The organism is Pseudomonas sp. Irchel s3a18 (genome assembly GCF_900187535.1).
Lineage (GTDB): Bacteria > Pseudomonadota > Gammaproteobacteria > Pseudomonadales > Pseudomonadaceae > Aquipseudomonas.
Genome location: NZ_FYDV01000018.1, coordinates 72159 through 95910, shown reverse-complemented (window position 1 = coordinate 95910; position 23752 = coordinate 72159). Strand labels below are relative to the sequence as shown.

Annotated in this window: 19 protein-coding genes; 5 read left to right on the top strand and 14 right to left on the bottom strand. The window is 60.0% G+C overall.

Annotation, left to right across the window (positions count from 1 at the left end; translation table 11 throughout):
- Positions 1-3 precede the first annotated feature (3 nt).
- The 8 genes from CKW29_RS21225 to pcaR form a co-directional block, all read right to left on the bottom strand.
- Complete coding sequence (locus tag CKW29_RS21225; RefSeq protein WP_095146822.1) at positions 4-1365, bottom strand: 3-carboxy-cis,cis-muconate cycloisomerase; 1362 nt, start codon at positions 1363-1365, stop codon at positions 4-6.
- A gap of 161 nt (positions 1366-1526) precedes the next feature.
- A complete protein-coding gene (gene pcaG, locus CKW29_RS21220; RefSeq protein WP_095146821.1) occupies positions 1527-2093 on the bottom strand; it encodes a protocatechuate 3,4-dioxygenase subunit alpha in 567 nt (188 codons plus the stop codon).
- Between the two features lies 1 nt (position 2094).
- Complete coding sequence (gene pcaH / locus CKW29_RS21215; RefSeq protein ID WP_095146820.1) at positions 2095-2799, bottom strand: protocatechuate 3,4-dioxygenase subunit beta; 705 nt, start codon at positions 2797-2799, stop codon at positions 2095-2097.
- Between the two features lie 39 nt (positions 2800-2838).
- Positions 2839-4044 carry a 3-oxoadipyl-CoA thiolase gene (gene pcaF / locus CKW29_RS21210; RefSeq protein WP_176465351.1) on the bottom strand — a complete coding sequence of 402 codons (1206 nt, stop codon included), beginning with the start codon at positions 4042-4044 and terminating at the stop codon, positions 2839-2841.
- Positions 4041-4823, bottom strand: coding sequence for a CoA-transferase subunit beta (locus CKW29_RS21205; RefSeq protein ID WP_177452459.1), 783 nt, complete (start codon positions 4821-4823; stop codon positions 4041-4043). The genes pcaF and CKW29_RS21205 overlap by 4 nt, the downstream gene beginning before the upstream one ends.
- Positions 4820-5677, bottom strand: a complete 858-nt coding sequence (locus CKW29_RS21200) for a CoA transferase subunit A (RefSeq protein ID WP_095146817.1) — start codon at positions 5675-5677, stop codon at positions 4820-4822. The genes CKW29_RS21205 and CKW29_RS21200 overlap by 4 nt, the downstream gene beginning before the upstream one ends.
- A 214-nt stretch (positions 5678-5891) precedes the next feature.
- A complete protein-coding gene (locus CKW29_RS21195) occupies positions 5892-7238 on the bottom strand; it encodes an MFS transporter (RefSeq protein ID WP_095146816.1) in 1347 nt (448 codons plus the stop codon).
- Between the two features lie 287 nt (positions 7239-7525).
- Complete coding sequence (gene pcaR / locus CKW29_RS21190) at positions 7526-8368, bottom strand: pca regulon transcriptional regulator PcaR (protein ID WP_095082720.1); 843 nt, start codon at positions 8366-8368, stop codon at positions 7526-7528.
- 715 nt (positions 8369-9083) lie between these two features.
- On the opposite strand from pcaR, the gene CKW29_RS21180 reads away from it, so the two are divergent.
- Together CKW29_RS21180 and CKW29_RS21175 are read left to right on the top strand one after the other, a co-directional pair.
- Positions 9084-9284: a hypothetical protein gene (locus CKW29_RS21180; protein WP_095082718.1), complete on the top strand. Its 201-nt coding sequence runs from the start codon at positions 9084-9086 to the stop codon at positions 9282-9284.
- A gap of 377 nt (positions 9285-9661) precedes the next feature.
- Positions 9662-11137: an inorganic phosphate transporter gene (locus tag CKW29_RS21175; RefSeq protein ID WP_095146814.1), complete on the top strand. Its 1476-nt coding sequence runs from the start codon at positions 9662-9664 to the stop codon at positions 11135-11137.
- A 594-nt stretch (positions 11138-11731) separates the two neighbouring features.
- Here the strand turns inward: CKW29_RS21175 and ccoM are convergent.
- From ccoM to CKW29_RS21165, 3 genes are all read right to left on the bottom strand, one after another.
- Positions 11732-11848, bottom strand: coding sequence for a cytochrome c oxidase subunit CcoM (ccoM, locus tag CKW29_RS26205; RefSeq protein WP_007926603.1), 117 nt, complete (start codon positions 11846-11848; stop codon positions 11732-11734).
- Positions 11849-11991: 143 nt separating this feature from the next.
- Entirely contained in the window at positions 11992-12153 is a 162-nt protein-coding gene (locus CKW29_RS25805; RefSeq protein ID WP_007959203.1) for a hypothetical protein, read from the bottom strand.
- Positions 12154-12294: 141 nt separating this feature from the next.
- Entirely contained in the window at positions 12295-12636 is a 342-nt protein-coding gene (locus CKW29_RS21165) for an aspartate-semialdehyde dehydrogenase (RefSeq protein ID WP_095146813.1), read from the bottom strand.
- Positions 12637-12842: 206 nt separating this feature from the next.
- On the opposite strand from CKW29_RS21165, the gene rapA reads away from it, so the two are divergent.
- Entirely contained in the window at positions 12843-15689 is a 2847-nt protein-coding gene (gene rapA, locus CKW29_RS21160) for an RNA polymerase-associated protein RapA (RefSeq protein ID WP_095146812.1), read from the top strand.
- A gap of 121 nt (positions 15690-15810) precedes the next feature.
- Here rapA and CKW29_RS21155 read toward each other — a convergent pair whose 3' ends face one another.
- Positions 15811-17160 (bottom strand): MFS transporter, encoded by a 1350-nt coding sequence (locus CKW29_RS21155; RefSeq protein ID WP_095149047.1) that lies wholly within the window; start codon positions 17158-17160, stop codon positions 15811-15813.
- 293 nt (positions 17161-17453) lie between these two features.
- Between CKW29_RS21155 and CKW29_RS21150 the strand changes: the two genes are divergently transcribed.
- On the top strand, positions 17454-19739 hold the full coding sequence (locus CKW29_RS21150) for a bifunctional diguanylate cyclase/phosphodiesterase (protein ID WP_095146811.1): 2286 nt from the start codon (positions 17454-17456) through the stop codon (positions 19737-19739).
- Here the strand turns inward: CKW29_RS21150 and CKW29_RS21145 are convergent.
- The gene (locus CKW29_RS21145; protein WP_095146810.1) at positions 19630-20526 is read right to left on the bottom strand and encodes an NAD(P)-dependent oxidoreductase; all 897 of its coding nucleotides are present in this window, start codon (positions 20524-20526) and stop codon (positions 19630-19632) included. The two genes, CKW29_RS21150 and CKW29_RS21145, sit on opposite strands and share 110 nt — an antisense overlap.
- Before the next feature lie 193 nt (positions 20527-20719).
- On the opposite strand from CKW29_RS21145, the gene CKW29_RS21140 reads away from it, so the two are divergent.
- Complete coding sequence (locus CKW29_RS21140; protein WP_095149046.1) at positions 20720-22897, top strand: hypothetical protein; 2178 nt, start codon at positions 20720-20722, stop codon at positions 22895-22897.
- Positions 22898-23148: 251 nt separating this feature from the next.
- Here CKW29_RS21140 and CKW29_RS21135 read toward each other — a convergent pair whose 3' ends face one another.
- The gene (locus tag CKW29_RS21135) at positions 23149-23454 is read right to left on the bottom strand and encodes a DUF2288 domain-containing protein (protein WP_095146808.1); all 306 of its coding nucleotides are present in this window, start codon (positions 23452-23454) and stop codon (positions 23149-23151) included.
- Positions 23455-23752 lie beyond the last annotated feature (298 nt).

The following is a 23752-nucleotide window of genomic DNA, read 5'->3' as shown; positions in this document are numbered from 1 at the left end:
CCTTCAGACAATCAATGCCAGATGTTCGGCCAACGCACGCTCGACCCAGGTTTTCGCCTGGCCGAGGTAATGCGCAGGGTTCATTAATTGATCGAGTTGCGCCCCGGACAGCTCGGCTGTCACCCGGGGTTCATCCCCCAGCACCGTCCGCAGATGTCGCTGCTCGGTCACGGCGCGTTTGCAGCACAGCTCCAGCAGGTGATGCGCTTGCTCGCGTCCGATGCGTTGGGCCAGCACGATACTCACCGCTTCCGCCAGGACCAGCCCTTGGGTCAAGTCCAGGTTTGTGGCCATGCGCTGGGTGTCGACCTCCAGACCTTCGGCCAGCAGCAACGCTTGCTGCAAGGCACCGGACACCAGGCAGCAGATCTCCGGCAGGGTTTCCCACTCGGCATGCCACAACCCCAGGCTGCGCTCATGCTCTTGCGGCATGGCGCTGAACAGGGTCGAGAGCAGGCCGGGCACGCGCGTGGCCGCGCTGATCAGCACCGCAGCGCCCACCGGATTGCGTTTGTGCGGCATGGTCGAGGAACCGCCCTTGCCCGGAGCCGAAGGCTCGAATACTTCCGCCACTTCGGTCTGCATCAACAGGCTGATGTCGCGACCCAGCTTGCCGAGGCTGCCGGCAATCAATCCCAGGGCAGCGCCGAACTCCACCAGGCGGTCACGCTGGGTATGCCAGGGTTGTTCCGGCAGGGTCAGTTGCAGCTCCTGAGCCAGCGCCTCGGCAATCGGCATCGCCTGTTCGCCCAAGGCTGCCAGGGTACCACTGGCGCCACCGAACTGCAGCACCAACAGCCGCGGCTTGAGGGCTTGCAGCCGTTGCTGGCTACGGGTTACCGCACCCAGCCAGCCGGCGATTTTCATCCCCAGCGTGACCGGCGTCGCATGTTGCAGCCAGGTGCGCCCGGCCAGTGGCGTGGCGATGTGACGTCGGGCCTGGGTCGCCAGCGCGGCGCCGAGGCGTGCCAGGTCGGCTTCGATCAGGCACAAGGCGCTGCGCACTTGCAGCACCAGGCCACTGTCCATCACGTCCTGGCTGGTGGCTCCCAGATGCACATACCGCTCAGCGTCCGCGTCATGCACCGCGATCTGCTTGCCCAGTGCCTTGACCAGGGGAATGGCCGAATTGCCTGCGCAGACAATCGCCTCGCCCAAGGCAGAAAAATCATAGAGCCCTGCCCGACAAGCCGCTTCGATAGGGGCAACGACTGACGGTGGAATCAGTCCGACCCGCGCCTCAGCCCGGGCCAATGCCGCCTCGAAGTCGAGCATGGCCTGCACCCGCCCCTGATCGCTGAACACTTCACGCATGGTCAGGGCAGTGAAATAGGCGTCGAACAGTTGATTGCCCGGTCGTTGCATAGGGATTCCTTACGCGGCGCGCGCCCGATGCAGGCGCGCGCCAACAGCTTAAAGATCGTGGTGCAGGTACGCAGCCTGCTTTGGTAAACGCAAACTGAACAGGAACGCGACTACCATCATTACCGTCACGTACCGCTCCCTCCCCACAACAGCGCTTTCACTCAGTAGTCGAAGAACACCGTCTCGGCATCAGTGCCTTGCAGGATCACGTTCCACTGATATACGCCTGTCGCATCCTGCTTCGCCAGCAATGTACTGCGGCGCTCGGCCGGTACGCATTCGAGCAACGGGTCCGCGACGTTAGCCGGCTCGCCCTCGAAGTAAATCCGGGTGAGCAGGTGTTTGACCAGGCCACGGGCAAATACCAGCACCACCAGATGGGGCGCCTGGGTACTGCCTTTGAGTCCGGGCACGGTACCCGGCTTGATCGTGGTGAAGCGGAACCGCCCCTGGGCATCCACCGGCACTCGACCGAAGCCCATGAAGTTCGGATCCAGGGGTTTGTCCTGATCGTCTTCGGGATGGTCATACTTGCCGGCGGCGTTGGCCTGCCAAACCTCCAGCATCGCATCGTTGACGAACTCGCCATTGCCATCGACCACTTGCCCGGTGATGACTACCCGCTCGCCAAGGGTGTGTTCGACGGTCAGGTTTTCACGGTTCAGCCAGGTCAATCCAATGTGGTAGTACGGCCCTACGGTGTGGGACGTCGTTGCAGTCAGCGTCATCTTATTTCTCCATCGGCGTGGCATCGCGGCCGCGCAAAACGATGTCCCAACGATAACCGAGGGCATGGGAAGGGATGGTTTTTTCCAGGTCGAAGCTGGCGATCAAGCGCTCTTTGGCACGGGTGTCGGGTACGCAGTTGTAGATCGGGTCATAGGCCAGCAACGGGTCGCCCGGGAAATACATCTGGGTCACCAGGCGCGTCAGAATGCTCGGCCCGAACAGCGAAAAATGGATATGGGCCGGGCGCCAGGCATTGTGGTGGTTGCCCCAAGGGTACGCACCGGGTTTGATCGTCTGGAACTGGTAGGCACCATTGGCATCGGTGACGGTACGGCCGGTACCGGTGAAGTTCGGGTCCAGCGGCGCGTCATGCAGGTCACGGGCATGGTTATAGCGACCGGCCGCATTGGCCTGCCAGATTTCCACCAGGATCCCCGGTACCGGCAAGCCGTTTTCGTCCAGCACACGACCGTGAATGATGATCCGCTCACCCAGGGGGGCCCCCGCATGCTGAGCCGTCAGGTCGTTGTCCTGCTCATTCACGGACTCGGCACCGATGGTCGGGCCGGTGATTTCCGACAGCGAATGCGGTAGGAATACCAGTGGTTTGGACGGCGAACGAAGGTTCGTCGATTGATACGCCGGATGCAGATACTCCGGCTGGGTGCCCGCTTGCGGGCGAAGGTAACCAGGCTTGTCAGTCATGAAGCAGTCCTCGATTCTTATTCGATGTTCACAGCGGCGTCAGACCCGTTCGATCGCCAGCGCCAGACCTTGGCCAACGCCGACACACATGGTCGCCAGGCCTTTCTTGCCACCGGTCTTTTCCAACTGGTGCAGTGCCGTCAGCACCAACCGCGCACCACTCATGCCTAACGGATGCCCCAGCGCGATGGCGCCACCGTTCGGGTTGACCTGCTCCGCGTCATCGGCCAGCCCCAACTCACGCAACACCGCCAACCCTTGGCTGGCAAAGGCCTCATTGAGTTCGATCACATCGAAATCACTGACCGCCACACCCAGGCGCTCGACCAGCTTGCGCACCGCCGGTACCGGGCCAATGCCCATGACACGGGGGGCAACACCGGCGCTGGCCATGCCCAGGACTTTCGCCCGGGCGGTCAGGCCGTGCTTCTTCACCGCGTCGCCCGAAGCCAGAATCAGCGCCGCGGCGCCGTCGTTGACGCCCGAAGCGTTGCCGGCAGTGACGGTCTTGTCCGAGCCATTGACCGGCTTGAGCTTGCCCAGGGTTTCCAGAGTCGTGTCCGCTCGCGGATGTTCGTCCTGCTCGACCACACTCTCACCCTTCTTGTGAGCAATGCGTACCGGGACGATTTCTTCAGCGAAGTAACCCGCCGCTTGCGCGACGGCCGTGCGTTGCTGGCTGCGCAGGGCAAAGGCGTCCTGATCCGCGCGGGAAATCCCATAATCGTCCGCCACGTTGTCAGCGGTCTGAGGCATCGCATCGACGCCGTACTGGGCTTTCATCAAAGGGTTGATGAAGCGCCAGCCGATGGTGGTGTCTTCCAGCTTCATGTTGCGCGAAAACGCCGCATCTGCCTTGCCCATCACGAACGGGGCGCGGGACATCGACTCGACGCCACCGGCAATCGCCAGCTCCATTTCGCCACTGGCAATGGCCCGGAACGCGGTACCGATCGCGTCCATGCCCGAAGCACACAGGCGGTTGAGGGTGACCCCGGGAATGCTGTGCGGCAAGCCGGCCAACAGCAACGCCATGCGCGCGACGTTGCGGTTGTCTTCGCCGGCCTGGTTGGCACAGCCGAGGAACACCTCATCCACTGCGTTCCAGTCAACGCCTGGATTACGCGCCATCAGTGCCTTGATCGGCACCGCGGCCAGGTCATCGGCGCGGACCGCTGACAAGCCACCGCCAAAACGGCCGATGGGGGTGCGAATCGCGTCGCAGATATACACTTCGCGCATCATGCTTCTCCTGGTGCCTGGCCGTGGGCGGCGGCGGTGCGCGCTTCCAGATCGCGCAGCGCAACCAATTCAATCTCGGTCGGCGCCGCTGTCTGCTGCACCTGCTCGGCAAAACGGATGGCCCAACCGGTGGCGGCGATCACTTGCTCGCGGGTCACCCCCGGGTGCAACGCCGTGACTACGAATTCATGGGTGCCGGCTTCCGGTTCCATGATGCACAGGTCGGTGATGATCCCGACCGGGCCGGCACCGGGCAGCCCCAGGCGCTGGCGTGAATCACCGCCCTCGCCATGACCGACCGAAGTGATGAAATCGAGCTTGTCGACGAACGAACGGGCCGACTGCTTGAGAATGATCAGCACGCTCTTTGCCGAACCGGCGATCTCCGGCGCACCACCCGCACCCGGCAGGCGCACTTTGGGCTGATGGTAGTCACCGACCACCGTGGTGTTGATGTTACCGAAACGGTCGACCTGGGCCGCGCCGAGGAAACCGACGTCAATGCGCCCGCCCTGCAGCCAGTAGCGAAAGATCTCGCCGGTCGGCACCACGGTATCAGCGGTCTCGGCCAGTTCGCCGTCGCCGATGGACAGCGGCAATACGCTCGGCTTGGCACCGATCGGCCCCGATTCGTAAATCAGCACCACATCCGGCGAGGACGTCAGGCGGGCCAGGTTGGCCGCTTTGGAAGGCAGGCCGATGCCAACGAAGCACACCGAACCGTTCTTCAGGCGGCGCGCGGCGGCCACCGTCATCATTTCATTGGTGGAGTAAGTCATTATTGGGCCTCCGAAGCACGGGCCAGCTTGGCCTGGAATTCATTGAAATCAGCACTGCCGTGGATGTATTCGTTAATCCACGCGGTGAAGGTTTCGCGGTCGCGGGCGATCGGGTCCCAGGCTTGATAAAAACGGTTGTCGCGCTCGGTGTAACCGTGAGCGTAGGACGGGTGCGCACCACCAGGCACGTGGCAAACCGCGCTCAGGGCCCAGGTCGGCAGTACACAGGCATTCATCGGGGCATTGAGGTCGTCGACGATCTCTTCGACGGTGACGATGCAGCGCTTGGCCGCCAACGCTGCCTCCTTCTGTACGCCAAGAATGCCCCAGAGCAGAACGTTGCCCCGACGGTCGGCTTTCTGCGCGTGAATCACCGTCACATCCGGACGCACCGACGGCACTGCCGCCAATACTTCACCGGTGAACGGGCAAGTGACGCTCTTGATCAGCGGGTTGACCTTGGGCAAGTCTGAACCGGCGTAGGCCCGCAGTACCGCGAATGGCAGGCCCGAGGCGCCAGCGACGTAGGCATTGGCCAGGTCGGCATGACTGTGTTCTTCGATCTCCAGCGGGTGCGGCCACTGCTTCTCGACCGCATCGCGCAGGCGGTGCAGCGAACCCACGCCCGGGTTACCGCCCCAGGAGAAAATCAGCTTGCGAGCGCAACCGGCACCGATCAACTGGTCGTAGACCAGGTCGGGGGTCATCCGCACCAGTGTCAGGTCTTTCTTGCCCTGACGAATGATTTCATGACCCGCTGCGGTGGGAATCAAGTGAGTGAAGCCTTCGAGCGCGACTGTGTCGCCGTCATTCACGAATTGCTTCACTGCGTCGTGCAGCGAAAGGATTGCAGCCATGGGGGTGGACTCCCGAGTATCAGTAAACCGACGTGGAGGACAAGGCGCGATAGGCAGCGCCGGATTGCCTGAAGGTTAAGCCGTGAAAAAAACCCAAACAATCCGATAATCGACTAAGTGTTCGTTTATCGAACATATTGTTACCTGCCTACCGATCCCCGTGCAGGAACGGACTTACCGGCGAAACGGCCAGTCCATTCACAAAAAGTCCGGCTCAGGTCGCATCCGCATGGCTGACCATGCCCTTGATCACCACCGCCGTTGTCGCCAGGGCCGCCGGGATCACCAGCGCTGTCAGCACCTGCTCGAAGTTCCAGCCCAGCCCCAGCAAGGTCGCGCCCATCCAGGCGCCGAGAATCGCGCCAAAGCGGCCAATTCCCAGCATCCACGACACCCCCGTGGCCCGGCCTTGAGTCGGGTAGAAACGCGCCGCCAGTGACGGCATCGCCGATTGCGCGCCGTTGACGCACATCCCGGCTACCAATACCAACGTCGCAAGCACGGTGATGCTGCCCAGGCTTTGCCCAACCGCGTAGGCAAATACCCCCGCCAGCAGATAGAAGATGCCGATGACCTTGTGCGGATTGAACCGGTCCATCGCCCAGCCAACCCCTACCGCACTCAATACCCCGCCGAACTGGAACAGCGCACCGATGAACGCCGCCTGCTCCATGCTCGCGCCACTGTCACGCATCAGCGTCGGCAACCAACTGGTCAGCAGGTACACGATCACCAGCCCCATGAAATAGGTCAGCCATAGCAGCAGCGTACCGACGCTGTAAGTGCCGGAGAAAATCACCGCGAACACGTTGCGGGCCCTGACGGTTTTTTGTTCCGGCACGCTGAAGCTCGATGCCTGCGCCACGACGGCAGGGTCAATCGGTGCCAGTGCTTTGCGCACTTTGTCGGTACCGCGATTGCGCACCACCAGATAGCGTGCCGACTCCGGCAACCAGAACAACAGCACCACCGCCAGGATCAAAGGCAAAATGCCGCCAATCAGTAACAGGCTGTGCCAGCCGAATGCCGGGATCAGCTTGGCGGATATAAAACCGCCCCCCGCCATGCCCAGGTTGAAACCGCAGAACATGCTGGTCACCAGCAGGGATTTCTTGCGCTCGGGGGTGTATTCCGACAACAGCGTGGTGGCATTCGGCATGCCCGCGCCCAGGCCCAGGCCGGTCAGGAAGCGCAACACCAGCAATTGTTCGACGTTACTGCTATAGGCCGACGCCAGGCTGAAGGCACCGAACACCAGCACCGCACCGACCAGTACGACTTTACGTCCGAAGCGATCCGCCAAGGGGCCGGAGCCCAGGGCGCCGAAGACCATGCCGATCAAGGCGGCACTCATCACCGGCCCCAGGCTGGCGCGATCGATGCCCCAGTCCTGGGACAAGGCAGGCGCGATAAAGCCCATGGCCGCCGTGTCCAGGCCATCGAGAAAGACAATTAGGAAGCACAGGATCACCACTCGCCATTGATAGCGCGACAGCGGTTGGGCATTGATAAAGGACTGCACATCGAGGCAGTTACCGACAGCAGACTGAGACTGGCTCATTATGGTTATTCCACGCAAGAAACGCAGGCAGACGCAGGCCGGCAAATGCCAGCCATCGAAAAAAACGGACGGTACCGGGCTCAGTGGGCCGGGCGGCAATGGCCGGGTCGGAGAGTGCGGTGACAGGCTGGGGACATGCGCATGAGGGGGCCTCTTCATTATTATTGGGTCGCCGCCCGATGCCAGGCTTGAGTCCCATGACACCGGATGGCGCTGGCGCGACATTAATGAAGCAGGCGAAACAGCGTCAATTGAGCAAGCGCGACTCTGTGCGTTTATCGAACAGCTTAAGCAAACAACTGGGCACTCAGCTCACGGCTGGCATTCAGTAAGCCGGGGAGAAAGCGCTGCTCCAGTTCGTTGCGACTGACACGCCCGGCATGCGTGCTCACATTGAGCGCCGCCAGTACCTGGCCGGACGCATCGTAGACCGGGACGGCAATCGAACGCAGGCCCTGTTCCAGTTCCTGGTCGACAATGCACCAGCCCTGCTGGCGGACCTCTTGCAAACACTCGAGCAAGGCCTCGGGTGTATGCAGGGTACGGCTGGTCTTGGCTTGCAGGTCGGCGTGGTCGAGGTATTCGCGCAGCGATGCGTCATCCAGCGCTGCCAGCAGAATCCGCCCCATGGACGTGCAATAAGCCGGCAGGCGCCCCCCAACCGACAGGTCGACGGAAATCAGCCTCTGGGTGGTCGCCGAACGGGCAATGTACAAAATGTCATTACCTTCGAGCGTGGCCATGTTGCAAGCCTCGTGCAATTGCTCGCTCATGCGGTCCAGATAAGGCTGGGCCGAGACGGCCAATGGGGTCGAGGACAGGTAGGCATGGCCCAGGGTCAGGACCTTGGGCAGCAATGAATAGGTGCGGCCATCGGTGGTGGCATAGCCGAGCTTGATCAGCGTGTGCAGGCAACGACGCACCGCGGCGCGGGGAATTTCCGTGCGGTGGCTGATCTGCGCGATGGTCAGGTGCCGCTTGCGCTCCTGGAAAGCCTGCACCACCGCAAGGCCACGGGCCAGCGATGTCATGAAGTCCGGATCACCCGTGAACGCCTGGATCCGCTTGGCAGGCGAAGCGACGATCGGCGGCGCGACGGAAGCAAAGGAGTTACGCAATTGATCGTTCATTCAGGTCGTTCCCCAGAGTTCGTCAGCTATTACAGGCTGCCGCAGACCTTGGCACAAGCCACAGGCAGTCAACTTTGGGCGATTATCGAACCATCAGCCGATAATCGCAATCAACCCGGTACCGCTGAACGCCTGGAACACCGTGAACCAGCACCACCCTGACGAGCCGTCCCAGGTCCTTTCCAGACAAGACGGTTTCACCGTTGCACTGCGCCGACAAACCTGGCGCCAGAGTACAAACATAACCGACTTGTTAATGGCGTCAGGGAAAAAGCCCATAAAGACATTACCCACTGTTTACTCATTCAACATAAGCGCGAGTAAAAAACACTTGAGCGATCCGAGACACTTTTAACTTATTGGAGATAGTCATTCGCTGCCTGGCCGCTATAATAGCCACAGTGGTGAGCTGGTTTTCTTTCAATTAACGAAAGCCAACCACTCGGGTAACACTGGCTTGACTGCCACTACCCTTGGCAAGCGCCTGGCGCTCATTTCGAATGGGCAGACAATGCGCTCGCAGGAAACAATAAGACTGAAGCTACATCAGTGATTCTTCTCTGGTGCTGTGGCCGCCTGCAACAACGATGCTGTCAGCAGCGCGCCGTCATGACTCAAGGATCCTCGTGGACTCCGTCATGATGACGCCCGCAATCAACAGCTCCCATGCCGTGCGTTTCACCAGGGTTCATTTCAACTTGAATCAGGTATAACCGTGACGAAAGACGAACTGCGCGCGGAACTTGAGCGCCAGGAACAACGCTACAAGGAAGTTTACGGCGGGGAAGTCACCACCTACGCCGCCCAGCCCGAACCGGAACGCAAACCCTGGCGTAAACGCGCCAGCATTCGTGATCAGGCATTCACCCAGGAATTGCAAAAGATGGAACAAGAACTCAAGGCCGAAGAGCCCTAGTCTCGTCGGCTTGAGTCTTTCAGGACCTGCATCCTTTCAGCCATGAACTGAAAGGTTCCGTGTTCGATATTCGCCCTCCACAAGCAGGCGATGGCAACCTCATCCCCCCTTCGGATGAGGTGATGGGTGCTGGCTTGACCTTCCTTTCAGATATTTCATACCGCGTTTTTCGCTGCCCGCCGAAGCCGCGTGCTGTCGGCCAACTCGCGTTAGGCCCAATGAAATCAATGACTTGGAAAACCTACGGCGGCGCTAGGTCTTAAGGTCTTGTTACAAACAAAACCACTGAAGAATGTTACCGATGAGCAGCAAGTGCATTGATTACCTGTCTTTTCTGGCATAATCGCGCCCCCTTATGACCGGGTCAGAAAACCTTCATGATCGATTTATTCAGCGGACTGGATGCTTGGGTGCTTGTGAGCCTCTTGCTCGCCCTGGCCTTTGTCCTCGCCTTCGAGTTCATCAACGGCTTTCATGACACCGCTAACGCGGTTGCCACTGTTATCTACACCAAAGCCATGCCGCCCCACCTGGCGGTATTCTTTTCCGGTGTATTCAACTTTCTTGGCGTGTTGCTGGGCGGTGTCGGCGTGGCGTATGCCATCGTCCATTTGCTGCCGGTAGAACTGTTGATCAATGTGAACACCGGCCACGGGCTGGCGATGGTGTTCTCGTTGCTGGCTGCGGCCATCACCTGGAACCTGGGCACCTGGTACTTCGGTATCCCGGCTTCCAGCTCTCACACCCTGATCGGTTCGATCCTGGGCGTGGGCCTGGCAAACGCCCTGATCAACGACATTCCACTGGTTGACGGTGTTAACTGGCAGAAAGCTATCGATATCGGCGCCTCGCTGGTGGTCTCGCCAATGGCCGGTTTCGCCGTTGCCGCCCTGGTATTGCTTGGCCTCAAGTGGTGGCGTCCGCTGTCCAAGATGCACAAGACACCGGACCAGCGCCGCAAGATTGATGACAAGAAGCACCCACCGTTCTGGAACCGTCTGGTCCTGGTGATCTCGGCGATGGCAGTGAGCTTTGTGCACGGCTCCAACGATGGCCAGAAAGGCATCGGCCTGATCATGCTGGTACTGATCGGTATCGTACCGGCGCAGTTCGTACTCAACCTGAACAGCACGACCTACCAGATCGAGCGGACTCGCGACGCCACCTTGCACCTGAACCAGTTCTACCAGCGCAATCACGAAACCCTGGGTGAGTTCCTGGCCCTGGGCAAAGGTGTGAAGGATGATCTGCCGGAGAAGTTCCGTTGCAACCCGCAACAGACCGAACCGACCATCAACGCGCTGCTGAGCACTCTCAAAGGTGTATCCGACTACCATTCGCTGCCGCAGGAAAGCCGCATCGAAGTCCGTCGCTATCTGCTCTGCCTTGACGACACGGCAAAGAAAGTCAGCAAGCTGCCTCACCTGGACGCCCGTGAAAAGGCCGACCTGGACAAGCTGCGCAAAGACCTGACCGCCACGACCGAATATGCCCCGTTCTGGGTAATCCTGGCCGTCGCCCTCGCTCTTGGCCTGGGTACCATGGTTGGCTGGAAACGCGTGGTACTGACCATCGGCGAGAAGATCGGCAAACAAGGCATGACCTACGCACAGGGCATGTCGGCACAGATCACCGCGGCGTGCATGATCGGCATGGCGAACATCTTCAGCCTGCCGGTATCGACCACCCACGTGCTGTCCTCGGGTGTAGCCGGGACCATGGTCGCGAACAAAAGCGGCCTGCAAGGCGGCACCGTTAAGACCATCCTGCTGGCCTGGGTCCTGACCCTACCGGCGACAGTGGCTCTCTCGGCCGGCCTGTTCTGGCTGGCATCGAAGGCACTGGGCAGCTGATTTACAGCCGCACAAAAAAGGCGCGCCCTCCCCGGAGGTCGCGCCTTTTTTATGGGTGACCACTTTAGTAGCGCTTTGCTTTGCTTTGCTTTGCTTGGCTTGGCTTGGCTTGGCTTTTGATCTTGATCCACCCGCCCCATCGGCAGGCCGAGCGCAGGCGTTCATCAGGGGAATGGCGCGCAGCGCCCCTCGACACAGTCGAGGACATCGCATGGAGGTCGAGCGAAGCCGACCGGAGGGCGATGCCCCTGAGGAATGCCGGAGCCGAGGGAACCCCGAGCCTCGGCGAGGGGCCGGACGCTCGGGGCGAAGCCTTTTGCTTACTTTTCGGCGTTTGGAAAAGTAAGTCGCTGTAAAAGCGAAACCTCCAGCGGCCATAACCGCAGCAACGGATATGTACACCACACCCGCAAGAGAATGGTTGGCTGCCAGGCCGCCTTCGCGGGCAAGCCCGCTCCCACAAGCGACATCGACATGAGAGGGATCGGCTGCCTGGTTATCTCAGTCAATCAACCAAAACCCTAAACCGCAGGCAAAAAAAAGGGCAACCGAAGTTGCCCAAAATGCCTTGCGTGCTCGTGCTTCCAGAAAGACCTAAGGCTTTTTGCGCTTATGTGCATCTTTCCAGATAAAGAAACCAAACCCGGCAAAAAACAGAACCATGAGGCCGACTGTCAGCACTCCGGCGATCACCACATTGTCGAAAAACATGACTGGCCTCCTGCGTTTGCCTCGTTGCGATGGGTCTAAGTTAACCAATCAGGCACAGGAGAAAATTGACCGGGATCAATGCCGCCCAAGACTGGGCGTAAAGGAGGGGAAATAACTGACCTGAATCAACGAATCCAGGTGGTTCAACGCTTTTTCGGTTTGTTTTTCGGCTTTTTCTTGGGCTTGCCCAAGGGCATGGCCTGCTCGAACGCCTGGCGTACTTCGTTCAGGCGTTTTTCATTGAGGTCATGCACGCGCTTGGCACGCTCGGTGTTGAGGTCGATCAGCTTGTCGTCTTGGCTCATGGCGTGGCTTACATCTTCAGGTTCAATACAGGCGTAGCGCGGCGACCATCGTCACCCTGCCCGCTCAAGGTTCGCCAATAATGCGGTCAAAAACCGACGAAGACCAGCCACCTGCAAGGCACAACAAAAAAGGTGCAGGTTTCAGACCTCGATGTCGACCCACACCCCCTGGCGTGGCGATTCGTCCATCAACGGCACCACGGGCACCGTATTGTCGGCATTCAACTCATCGCCCGGGACCGCCAGATGTGCCTGCGGGTCGTCCTCGGCTTCGCGGCGACGCTTGTCGCGCGCCTGCTGGCGACGCTGCTCTTCGCGCAACAACAGCGCCGACTCCTCGCCATCGTGCTTTTGCAAGTCGATGGTGCTTTCACTGGAACTCGCCTGCACCGGCACCACCGGCGCAATGTCCGGCTTCGGGCGGATCGGGTCCTGCTGAGAGGTGATCGGCACGGCGCTCAAGGGAAGCATCGGTGGCAGCATGTTTAGGGTCTCCTGTGGGCAAGCTGTCGGCTGTTGGGGTCACGACTTGAGCCATCGGTCGCAAACTTGTGAGCCGGTTGCCACTCTTTATGTCCATTCGCTTCGATGCGCTACCGTAAGACTAGTAGTTTTTATGAGAGTCCTTTGGCTCTGAAGGCAGTGATCCGTTAAGATAGTCGGCTTTTTCAAGGCGGGAGTCAGGCAGCATGGCGCAGCAGTATCAACCGGGGCAACGCTGGATTAGTGACAGCGAAGCCGAGCTAGGTTTAGGCACCGTTCTGGCACAGGACGGTCGCTTGCTGACCGTGCTCTACCCGGCCACTGGCGACACTCGTCAGTATGCGCTACGGAATGCGCCCCTCACCCGCGTGAGGTTTTCGCCGGGCGACACCATCACTCACTTCGAAGGCTGGAAGATGACCGTGCGCGAAGTCGACGACGTCGACGGCCTGCTGGTCTACCACGGGCTCAACGCGCAGAACGAAGCGGTGACCCTGCCTGAAACCCAACTCTCGAACTTCATCCAGTTCCGTCTGGCCAGCGACCGTCTGTTCGCCGGGCAAATCGATCCGCTGGCCTGGTTCTCGCTGCGTTACCACACCCTGGAACACACCAGCCGCCAGTTGCAATCCTCGCTCTGGGGCCTGGGTGGCGTACGTGCGCAACCGATCGCCCACCAGTTGCACATTGCCCGTGAAGTCGCTGACCGTATCGCGCCACGGGTACTGCTGGCGGACGAAGTCGGCTTGGGTAAAACCATCGAAGCCGGCCTGGTAATCCATCGCCAACTGCTCTCCGGTCGCGCCAACCGCGTGCTGATCCTGGTGCCGGAAAACCTCCAGCACCAGTGGCTGGTGGAGATGCGTCGCCGTTTCAACCTGCAGGTTGCGTTGTTCGACGAAGAGCGCTTCATCGAAAGCGATGCCGGCAACCCGTTCGAAGACACCCAGCTCGCGCTGGTTGCGCTGGAGTGGCTGGTGGACGACGAGAAGGCCCAGGACGCGCTGTTCGCGGCCGGCTGGGACCTGATGGTAGTCGACGAAGCCCACCACCTGGTGTGGCACGAAGACCAGGTCAGCCCGGAGTACTCGCTGGTCGAGCAACTGGCCGAGACCATCCCCGGCGTGCTGCTGCTGACCGCCACCCCGGAACAACTGGGGCAGGACAGCCACTTCGCGCGTTTGCGCCTGCTCGATCCCAACCGTTTCCATGACCTGAACGCCTTCCGTGCCGAGAGCGAGAACTATCGCCCGGTGGCCGAAGCCGTCCAGGAGCTGATGGACCAAGGTCGCCTGTCCCCGGCCGCACATAAAACCATCCACGGTTTCCTGGGTGACGAAGGCGAAGCGCTGCTGACTGCCGTCAACGATGGCGACGCCGAGGCCAGTGCGCGCCTGGTTCGCGAACTGCTCGATCGCCATGGCACCGGCCGTGTGCTGTTCCGCAACACCCGCGCCGCCGTGCAGGGTTTCCCGGAGCGCAAGCTGCATCCGTACCCGTTGCCGTGCCCCGACGAATACCTCGAACTGCCGCTGGGCGAACATGCCGAGCTGTACCCGGAAGTCAGCTTCCAGGCCCAGCCGGATGCCAGCGAAGAAGAGCGCTGGTGGAAGTTTGATCCGCGCGTCGAGTGGCTGATCGACCAGCTGAAGATGCTCAAGCGCACCAAAGTGCTGGTGATCTGCGCCCACGCCGAAACCGCGATGGACCTGGAGGACGCCCTGCGCGTGCGTTCGGGCATCCCGGCCACCGTGTTCCACGAAGGCATGAACATCCTGGAGCGTGACCGCGCAGCCGCTTATTTTGCGGACGAAGAGTTCGGCGCCCAGGTACTGATCTGCTCGGAAATCGGCAGTGAAGGTCGCAACTTCCAGTTCTCCCACCATCTGGTGCTGTTCGACCTGCCTTCGCACCCTGACCTGCTGGAACAGCGGATCGGCCGTCTCGACCGGATCGGCCAGAAGCACGTGATCGAATTGCACGTGCCATACCTGGAAACCAGCCCGCAAGAGCGTCTGTTCCAGTGGTATCACGAAGCGCTGAACGCCTTCCTCAATACCTGCCCGACCGGCAACGCCTTGCAGCATCAGTTCGGCCCGCGCCTGCTGCCGCTGCTCGAAGAAGCCGATGACAGCGACTGGCAAGCGCTGATCGACGAGGCCCGCGCGACCCGCGAAAGCCTGGAAGCGGAATTGCACAGCGGCCGCGACCGCCTGCTGGAGCTCAACTCCGGTGGCACCGGCGAAGGCGATGCCCTGGTTGAAGCGATCCTTGAGCAGGATGATCAGTTCGCCCTGCCGATCTATATGGAAACCCTGTTCGACGCCTTCGGCATCGACAGTGAGGACCACTCGGAAAACGCCCTGATCCTCAAGCCGAGCGAGAAAATGCTCGACGCCAGCTTCCCGCTGGGTGACGACGAAGGCGTGACCATCACCTACGACCGCAACCAGGCACTGTCTCGCGAAGACATGCAGTTCATCACCTGGGAGCACCCGATGGTTCAGGGTGGCATGGACCTGGTGTTGTCCGGCTCGATGGGCAACACCGCCGTCGCGCTGATCAAGAACAAGGCACTCAAGCCCGGTACCGTGTTGCTGGAACTGCTCTACGTCAGTGAAGTGGTTGCCCCGCGCTCGCTGCAGTTGGGTCGTTACCTGCCACCGGCGGCCTTGCGCTGCCTGCTGGATACCAACGGCAACGATCTGTCGTCCCGCGTGTCCTTCGAGACCCTGAACGATCAACTCGAAAGCGTGCCTCGTGCCAGCGCCAACAAGTTCATCCAGGCCCAGCGCGACCAACTGACGCCACGGATCAACGCAGGCGAAGAGAAGATCACGCCACGTCACGCCGAACGCGTGGCCGAAGCGCAACGCCGCCTGGCTGCCGATACCGAAGAAGAACTGGCGCGCCTGACCGCGTTGCAAGCGGTCAACCCGACCGTGCGCGACAGCGAACTGGTTGCCCTGCGCCAGCAGCGCGAGCAAGGCCTGGCCATGCTCGACAAAGCCGCACTGCGACTGGAAGCGATCAGGGTGCTGGTAGCGGGTTAACCCCTCCCCCGCCCCGCCAAACGAAAGGCCCGCAGCGATGCGGGCCTTTTTTTGTCTGCTTGTTTATTGTGATGTTGCTGATGCCCTCTGCACGGGCTGGTGAACTTGCCCGCTAAGGCGATCAGGCAATCGCGGCTGAACCCTCAGGCTCAACCACCGCCCCCAGTCCTTCTTTCATCCGCTTGGCATCGCGTACAAAGCAACGCGCCGCCAGGACCAGAAACACCATCGTCAGCAACAACGCCACCGGGATCAGGTACATCGCATCGTGCAGGCCGACGGCCTTGAATGCTTCGCTCATCTGCCCGGCCCCGGCCGCAAGCATCGCGGCCTGGGCGAAGTGGTCAGACAGAGCGCCCACGACCACCGGCCCCAATCCGCCGCCCAACAGGTACAGCCCGGCAAAGAACAAGGCCATCGCCGTCGCACGCAGACGCGGCTCGACCACATCCTGAATCGCCGTGTAGACGCAGGTATAGAAGTTGTACGCAAACAACCAGCCAAGGCTGAACACGGCCACGAACACACCGATTTCAATACGCCCGGCATGCAGCGCCCAGGCCGTGCACAGCGTCGAGATGACCAGGCTGAAGGCGGCAAACAGTAACCGGCCATTGGCCACTCGCTGGTGAATCCTGTCGGCCACCCAGCCGCCCAGGGTCAAGCCGAACAACCCGGTAACGCCCACAATCATCCCCGTGGCCACTGCCGCATCCTGCAATGGCAACTGGAAGTAGCGTTGCAGCATTGGCACCAGAAACGAGTTACAGGCATAGGTGGCAAAGTTGAAACACAAGCCCGCCATCACCAACCAGAGAAAGGTCGGAATCGCCAGCACCCGACGAATCGGCCGATCCACAGGTTCCTGGGATACGTGCACGGTTTCCGCGGCACCGCGCTTGGGCTCCTTGATGAAGAACATGAACACCGCGAGCATCAGGCCCGGCACCGCCGCGATGAAAAATGGCGCGCGCCAGCTGTCGAACGCCTTGACCATCCAGCCGATGGTAAAGAACGCCAGCAACAGCCCCAATGGCAGCCCAAGCATGAAGATGCCCATGGCCCGTGCCCGCCGGTGCGCCGGGAACAGGTCGCCGATCAATGAGTTGGCAGCCGGCGCGTAACTGGCCTCACCAATGCCGACTCCCATGCGCACAATCAGGAAACTCCAGAAACTTCCCACCAGGCCGTTAACCGCCGTCAGCCCACTCCACACCGCCAGCCCCCAGCCCATCAGCTTGCTACGCGAGCCGGTATCGGCCATTCGCCCCAAGGGCAGACCGGCAATGGCATAGACGATAGTGAATGCGGTACCGATGATCCCCAGCTGAAAGTCGCTCAAGTGCCATTCCATGCGGATCGGCTCGATGATAATGGACGGAATGGTGCGATCGAAAAAGTTGAACAGATTGGCAAGGAACAGCAGGAACAGAATGCGCCAGGCATTCGCCGCTTGGGTCGAGTTCTGCATGGGTCCGTCTCGTTTATTGTTATAGGGGCTTCATTGCCGGCAGCATTCGAGCCCGGAACCTGCAATCTAGTCAGCTGCAAGATACCTGTCTGTCATTATTCGCCTGGCTGATACCCACTCATCGCGCCCGGCCTGGCGCATGAATCAATTTATGTCCAATCGCTCTAAAACCCATTACAAAATCATTTGGGCCAATGTGCCACTATCGCTTGCGCACCGTGCATGACCTCTATACTCCATGCATTCGCCAGCGTTCATGGCGCAGGCAGGATGACTCAGAGACGGGATGTGCTATGGAGTGGCTTGGCTTGCATTTCATGACCGAACTGCCAGAGAGCAGTGCACAGGTTGTACTCAACAGTGGTCATAACACGGTTCTGGTGCTGCTGGCCTATCTGGTTGCCTGCGCTGCCTGCTTTGCCACGCTGGACATGGCCGAACGCGTTGGCCATGCCGAAACCCCGGCCTCTCGACGACGCTGGCGCTGGGTCGGTACTTCCTGCCTGGCGGGCGGAATCTGGGCGATGCATTTCATCGCCATGCTGGCGTTTCACCCCCCCATCGACTTCCACTACGAGCTGTCGATCACCCTGATGTCCCTGCTGATTGCCTTTCTTGCCGCCTTCCTGGCCATGGATACCCTCAGTGATCTCCAGCTACATCCCTGGCAGTACATGAAGGCCTCCATCGGCATCGGCCTGGGTATCTGCGCCATGCATTACGTGGGCATGGCCGCCATGCGCTCCGATGCCCAGATGTACTACCAGCCAATGCTGTTCGCGTTGTCGATCGCGATCGCCATCGTGACCAGTGCCGTCGTCTTGCTGCTTTCCCACTGCCTGCGCAACGGCAACGGCGTATTCCATCAATTGCTCAAATACACCACCAGCCTGTTGCTGGGCGCAGGCATGGTCAGCATACACTTCACCGGCATGTGGTCCATGAGCCTGGTGCTGCCCGCTGGCTCACCAACGCTGCAATCGGTGAACAACGACCACATGCAACTTGGGCTGACCATTGCCGTCATTGCCCTGCTGGTGATCGGCAGCAGCATCAGCGCGGCCTTGGCCGACAAAAAGCTGCAACACAAAGAACACGACCTGCGCCGGGTCAATGCATTGCTCGGCCAGTTGGATCAGGCGCGCGTGTCGCTGCAGCAGGTGGCGCACTACGATGCCCTGACCAACCTGATCAACCGTCGCGGCTTCAATCAGATCTTCGCCGAAAAACTCATCGAGAAAAGCGCCCATGGCGGCATGCTGGCGATCATGTTTCTGGATATCGATCACTTCAAGCGCATCAACGACAGCCTGGGCCATGATGCCGGCGACGAGTTGCTGAAAGTCATCGCCGGCCACATCAAGGCTTCGACCCGTAGCCACGAAGACGTGGTGGCGCGGTTTGGCGGCGATGAGTTCTGTATTCTCATCAACCTGCACGATCGCGAGGAAGCGCGGCACATGGCCCAGCGCATCATGCAAAAAATGAAGGACCCCATCGAGCTGGCTGGCCGACACATGGTCATGACCACCAGTATTGGCATCAGCCTGTTTCCTGAAGACGGCAAGACCTGCGAAGAGCTCCTGAAAAACGCCGACCTGGCGCTCTACCAATCCAAAGGCAACGGCCGCAATGGCCTGCACTTTTTCAGCAGCAACCTGAAAACCAGGGCCACGATGGAATTGCAGCTTGAAGAAGAACTGCGCAATGCACTGCACGATGACAGCGGGCTAGTGCTGCATTACCAGCCTATCTTCGACCTGAAAGCCGGCCGGGTGACCAAGCTCGAAGCGCTGATTCGCTGGCAGCATCCGGTGCACGGCCTACTGGCTCCGGATCGCTTCATTGCCATTGCCGAAGCCAACGGCCTGATCGCCGAGCTCGATAACTGGGTGCTGCGCAAGGCGTGCGAGGATCTCGGCGATCTGTTGCGCAATGGCCACGAAACAATGAACATCGCAGTCAATTGCTCGCCACTGAGCCTGGGGCGCGAAGAACTCGCCAACGAAATCAACAGCGCATTACGCTCAGCCGGCGTGGCCCCCCAACGCCTGGAGCTGGAAGTCACCGAAAATGCACTGATGGGCAATATCGCCAACACCCAGGCGCTGATGCGGCAGATTCGGGCGCTGGGGGTTTCACTGTCAATCGACGATTTTGGCACCGGCTACTCGTCCCTCGCCTATCTCAAGCGCTTGCCGTTGAACACCCTGAAAATCGACCGTTCGTTCATCCAGGACACCCCCTGCTCCACCCAGGACATGGAGATCATCCACGCCATTATCGTCATGGCCCATACCCTGCAGTTAACCGTGGTCACCGAAGGCGTCGAGACGCTGGAGCAGTACCAGTTCCTCGAGCGCTTCGGCTGCGATTTCGTCCAGGGCTACCTGCTCAGCCACCCGGTGCCGTTGGCCCAACTGCAACCGGTCCTGAACGAAATCAACCGGCGAAAACAGGCTCACAGCCTCAACCCTTTGAGCCTGGCTCGCGATACAGATGAATCAATGTCGCAGGATCTTTTTCCAGATAGCCCTGACCTCCATGCAAGCGCATCAACTGGGCGGCCAGTCCACTGATCGGTGTCGCCGAACCCTGCTCGCGGGAAAACTTTACCGCGCCATCCAGATCCTTGAGCAGGGTTCGCACGTGCCACTTGATCGGCTCAAAACGGCTTTCAGCCATTTGCGGAGCCAGAATCTGCAAAGGCCTGGAGTCGGCAAACCCACCACTCAAGGCTTCAGCCAACAGGCTCGCATCCACGCCTGAACGCTCGGCCAGCGCCACCACCTCGGCAATTACCAAGGCATTGCAGGCCACGATCATCTGATTACAGGCCTTGGTCACCTGCCCCGCGCCGACGGGTCCCATGTGCGTCACCCGCTGGCCAAGGTTCTGCAACACCGGGCGAATCCGCTCAACGTCCGCCGACTCACCACCGACCATGATTGCCAGGCTTCCTGCTTCGGCACCTGCGACGCCACCGGACACTGGCGCATCCAGCCAGCCCATAGCCGTGCGACTGGCCAGCTGTTCAGCCATTTCCCGTGTGGCAGTGGGTTCCAGGCTGGAAAAGTCCACCAACAGCTGGCCCGGTTTCGCACCACTGGCCACACCTGCGATGCCGAAGACCACGTCACGCACCACGTCGGTGTTGGCCAGGCACAACATCACCAGATCCGCGTGCTGACACAACTCGGCTGGCGTCGAGACTTGCCGTGCCCCGGCCTCGACCAAAGGCGCGCACTTCTCGGGATTGCGGTTCCACACGGTCAGCGGATAACCCGCCGCCAACAAGCGCCGACACATCGGCAAGCCCATCAGACCGATTCCAGCGAACGCCAGCGAAGGTAACAGTGCCATCAAATTGCCTCTGTTCGATTAAAGATCACCGAATAGTGGCCGATTCAACAAGGCTTAGGAAAGTATTCCCCTAGCGAGGCTCAGGTTAGCCCCCTATCGCTGGAGAGACCGCCGCGCCGTAATGTCGCGAACGCCTCTGGGCAATAGCCAGAGACATCTCACCTCCGAACCCATCAGTCCAGGCACATGGCGCACAATGACTTCTAAAAACAATCCTGCCCCCGCGGTATCCGAACTGACGCTCACCGCCGCCATGGACAGACCCTCAGGCATGAAGCCATTGACCAGCTCGCGCCCGCTTGCGACTCAGCAGTACCTGTATTTCACCGAAACCAACACCGACCGCATCCTCGATAACCTCGACGGCCTGCGCAACATGGTGTTCCCGCAGCCGCCACACCTGGAAGGCGATGCCGAGCAGCACCAACAGGAGTTTCCTTCGGTGTGCCTGATCGGCCTGGGACGTTGCGGCTCGAACATTGCGCTGGACGTGGCAGAGTTGGTGTACAACGCCCGCAAGTTCTACCTCAACGAGTTCAACAACGAAGACAAGTCCTACGCCGACAAGGGCTACAGCCCTGCGCAGTGGATCCGTACCAACTTGCGACTGGGGGCAGGCAAGGCGTCCAAGCCGGTGTTCCTGGTCGAACCCCTGGTCATGCTGGGGGACCTGGACAAGGACATCGCCGGACGCATCCGTTTTTCACGCAAGGGCGAAAAAAGCGGGTTCCTGCGCGATTACAGCAAAATGAAAATCATGGACCTTTCCGAAGTCCATGCCGGTGGTGCCGGTAATGCGCCGATCCTCGGCCAGTACCTGGCCAAGATCATCCTGAACAAGGATACCCAGCGTTTCTCCAGCCCTGACTGGAAGATGATCCATTCGTACCTGATCGACAGTTGCGGCATCAAGGCCAACCAGTCGCGCCTGTACTTCTCGATCTTCAGCGCCGGTGGCGGTACCGGTTCGGGCATGGCCTCGGAATTCGGCCTGGCCCAACAGCACTCGTACATGAACAAGACGTTCGACACCAAGCCGATGGACGAGCACGACAGCAAGAGCGGCCATTCCTTTGTTTTCGAGCCGATCTTCACCAGCGGTATTTGCGTACTGCCGAACATTTCCGATCACCGCAGCGAAATGTCGGAAGCCCTGCATATCAACGCCGGCCGCCTGCTGTGCAAGTACCTGTCGGAAGAGTGGGATTTCTCCTACAACTTCGCCAACGAAGACAGCAGCGAAGCCAGCGTCATGGGGCGCATCCGCCCATGGAACGCCATGATGCTGATCTCCAATGACATCATGCGTTACGCCGAGGAGAACGATGACGGCAACATCCAGAACATTGATGTCAATGCCATGGAGAAGCACGCCAACCAGTACATCTCCCAGCAGATTTTCAACATTCTGACGGCTCAGGCAGTCACCACGGACTACGACCAGAACTACTTCCGCCGGGCCGGCATCGACATTGGCGAAACCATTCGCCTGGACGCCAACGATCTGTTCATGAGTCTGGCCGGCCCCGTGGCCATTGCCTACGCGGAATCCGTGGTGCCGGAACAACCGGCGCCGAGCAGCGACAAATTCAAGGTGTTCGACAAAGAGCCGCAGCGCTTGAACATCGACGACCTGTTCTTCCGCTCCATCGACCTGCCGCACTTCAACAAGGTCACCCAGGCGATCGAGGGCATCAGCCTGTTGCCGATCGAATCCAAGCGCTATCGCGCCGCGTTGGAGCAATACAAGAACTCGGGGTACGACGCTGCTGCCCTGCACGACCTGCACTTCTTCAAGAACTGCTCCTCGGTGGTGTCGATCGTCTCCTTGCCCAAGGACTACAAACTGTCCTACATGGACCTGAACCGGTTGAAGACCCACCTCAACAGCCTCTTCCCCAACACCACGCTCAAGCGTTATGCGCTGGTAATCGGGGCCTCGGCCAACCTGTCGTTGACCACCCTGATCGCCAAGAGCTCGTGTCTGTCGGACGATTTCCTGACCCTGATCGTGGCCTTCATCAAGCGGTGTTTTGCCCGCAACCCGTATCGTTTCGACGACACCCTGGACAACTCGATCCTGGACTTCATCATCCATGAGGACTTCGATGAAGCCATGATCGACGACTTGCTCAACGAATTCGAAAATCCGGCGAAGATCCTCGACACCAACTGGTATGCGATCAAACCGATGTATGAGAAGAAGTACCGCGAGCTGATCAACGACAAGGACAAGTTCGTCTCGATCAACGACATCCGCCTGTCTCGCGATTGCGTGAAAAAGGCCATCAAGTACCTGCGCGAAATCTACCGTCACCGCATCGGCAAGACCAAGGTAATTTCGCTGAACAACCACACCGGCAAAACCTGCTGAGACAGGCTCGGTACCGAGTCGCCCCCTTCCTCTGCCCGCGAAGGGGACCTGGCACTCACCCCGTGACCAACGCCTTCCCTCACACCAGAAACAATTAAGCAGCCGTTAGCTGCTTACTAAACTGTTCCCGTTACGTTTACGTCACCGTGATGCTGGCCCCTCTGTGGTCTTTCTCTACGGCACCGTGCTATCACGCTACTCGGCTACACACTTTTTTCAGCGCCCACCGGGCACCAATAGCGTGCAACCTTTCAAGGTTGCGCCCTTTCCTGAATCAGGATCCACGGCGAAACCACCACCGCCCAGAGTTCAGGATCACGCTCGACCAGATCCAGCGCCCGCGTCGCAGACACTTCGGCAACCTTCCCCGCGGCCAGCCAGGCAGCCACTTTCTCTCGTTGATCCTCTGCCATGGCTTCAGCCGCCACGATCAGATCCAGATCAGCGTCGACCCACAATAGGGCACCCTTGGCAAAGAAGGGTTCCAGTTCCTTCCAGCGGATAGATGCGGTTTCACCAAGCAGCTTGGCATAGAGGGTGCTAGGTTCTTGACTCATGGGCTCTGTCCGGTAAAGAAATCGACGCGAATGATAACGTCGGTGCCCCGGCAGAAAAACCCGGATGCAAATGAGTAACTGACTGAAAACTGCCGGAACGCCAAGGAATGCGCTGAATCAACAGACTGTCCAGCGAAAACCCCGCCGCAATTCTGTCTTTTTCTTTCATAAAAGCGACACCCTCAGGTTTTGCCCCCTGGCGCCAGCTTCCCAGGCCGACAATTGGCGCTCTACACTGTACCGGTACAGTTGCCGGGGGCATTTCCGGAGGATATCCAAGATATCTGACCCGGTTCTG

Bases quoted from the DNA above. Each gene is read 5' to 3' on its own strand.
- CKW29_RS21225 (WP_095146822.1), bottom strand. From the start codon at position 1,365: ATGCAACGACCGGGCAATCAACTGTTCGACGCCTATTTCACTGCCCTG.
- pcaG (WP_095146821.1), bottom strand. From the start codon at position 2,093: ATGACGCTGACTGCAACGACGTCCCACACCGTAGGGCCGTACTACCAC.
- pcaH (WP_095146820.1), bottom strand. From the start codon at position 2,799: ATGACTGACAAGCCTGGTTACCTTCGCCCGCAAGCGGGCACCCAGCCG.
- pcaF (WP_176465351.1), bottom strand. From the start codon at position 4,044: ATGATGCGCGAAGTGTATATCTGCGACGCGATTCGCACCCCCATCGGC.
- CKW29_RS21200 (WP_095146817.1), bottom strand. From the start codon at position 5,677: ATGGCTGCAATCCTTTCGCTGCACGACGCAGTGAAGCAATTCGTGAAT.
- CKW29_RS21195 (WP_095146816.1), bottom strand. From the start codon at position 7,238: ATGAGCCAGTCTCAGTCTGCTGTCGGTAACTGCCTCGATGTGCAGTCC.
- pcaR (WP_095082720.1), bottom strand. From the start codon at position 8,368: ATGAACGATCAATTGCGTAACTCCTTTGCTTCCGTCGCGCCGCCGATC.
- CKW29_RS21175 (WP_095146814.1), top strand. From the start codon at position 9,662: ATGATCGATTTATTCAGCGGACTGGATGCTTGGGTGCTTGTGAGCCTC.
- ccoM (WP_007926603.1), bottom strand. From the start codon at position 11,848: ATGTTTTTCGACAATGTGGTGATCGCCGGAGTGCTGACAGTCGGCCTC.
- CKW29_RS25805 (WP_007959203.1), bottom strand. From the start codon at position 12,153: ATGAGCCAAGACGACAAGCTGATCGACCTCAACACCGAGCGTGCCAAG.
- CKW29_RS21165 (WP_095146813.1), bottom strand. From the start codon at position 12,636: ATGCTGCCACCGATGCTTCCCTTGAGCGCCGTGCCGATCACCTCTCAG.
- rapA (WP_095146812.1), top strand. From the start codon at position 12,843: ATGGCGCAGCAGTATCAACCGGGGCAACGCTGGATTAGTGACAGCGAA.
- CKW29_RS21155 (WP_095149047.1), bottom strand. From the start codon at position 17,160: ATGCAGAACTCGACCCAAGCGGCGAATGCCTGGCGCATTCTGTTCCTG.
- CKW29_RS21150 (WP_095146811.1), top strand. From the start codon at position 17,454: ATGGAGTGGCTTGGCTTGCATTTCATGACCGAACTGCCAGAGAGCAGT.
- CKW29_RS21140 (WP_095149046.1), top strand. From the start codon at position 20,720: ATGACTTCTAAAAACAATCCTGCCCCCGCGGTATCCGAACTGACGCTC.
- CKW29_RS21135 (WP_095146808.1), bottom strand. From the start codon at position 23,454: ATGAGTCAAGAACCTAGCACCCTCTATGCCAAGCTGCTTGGTGAAACC.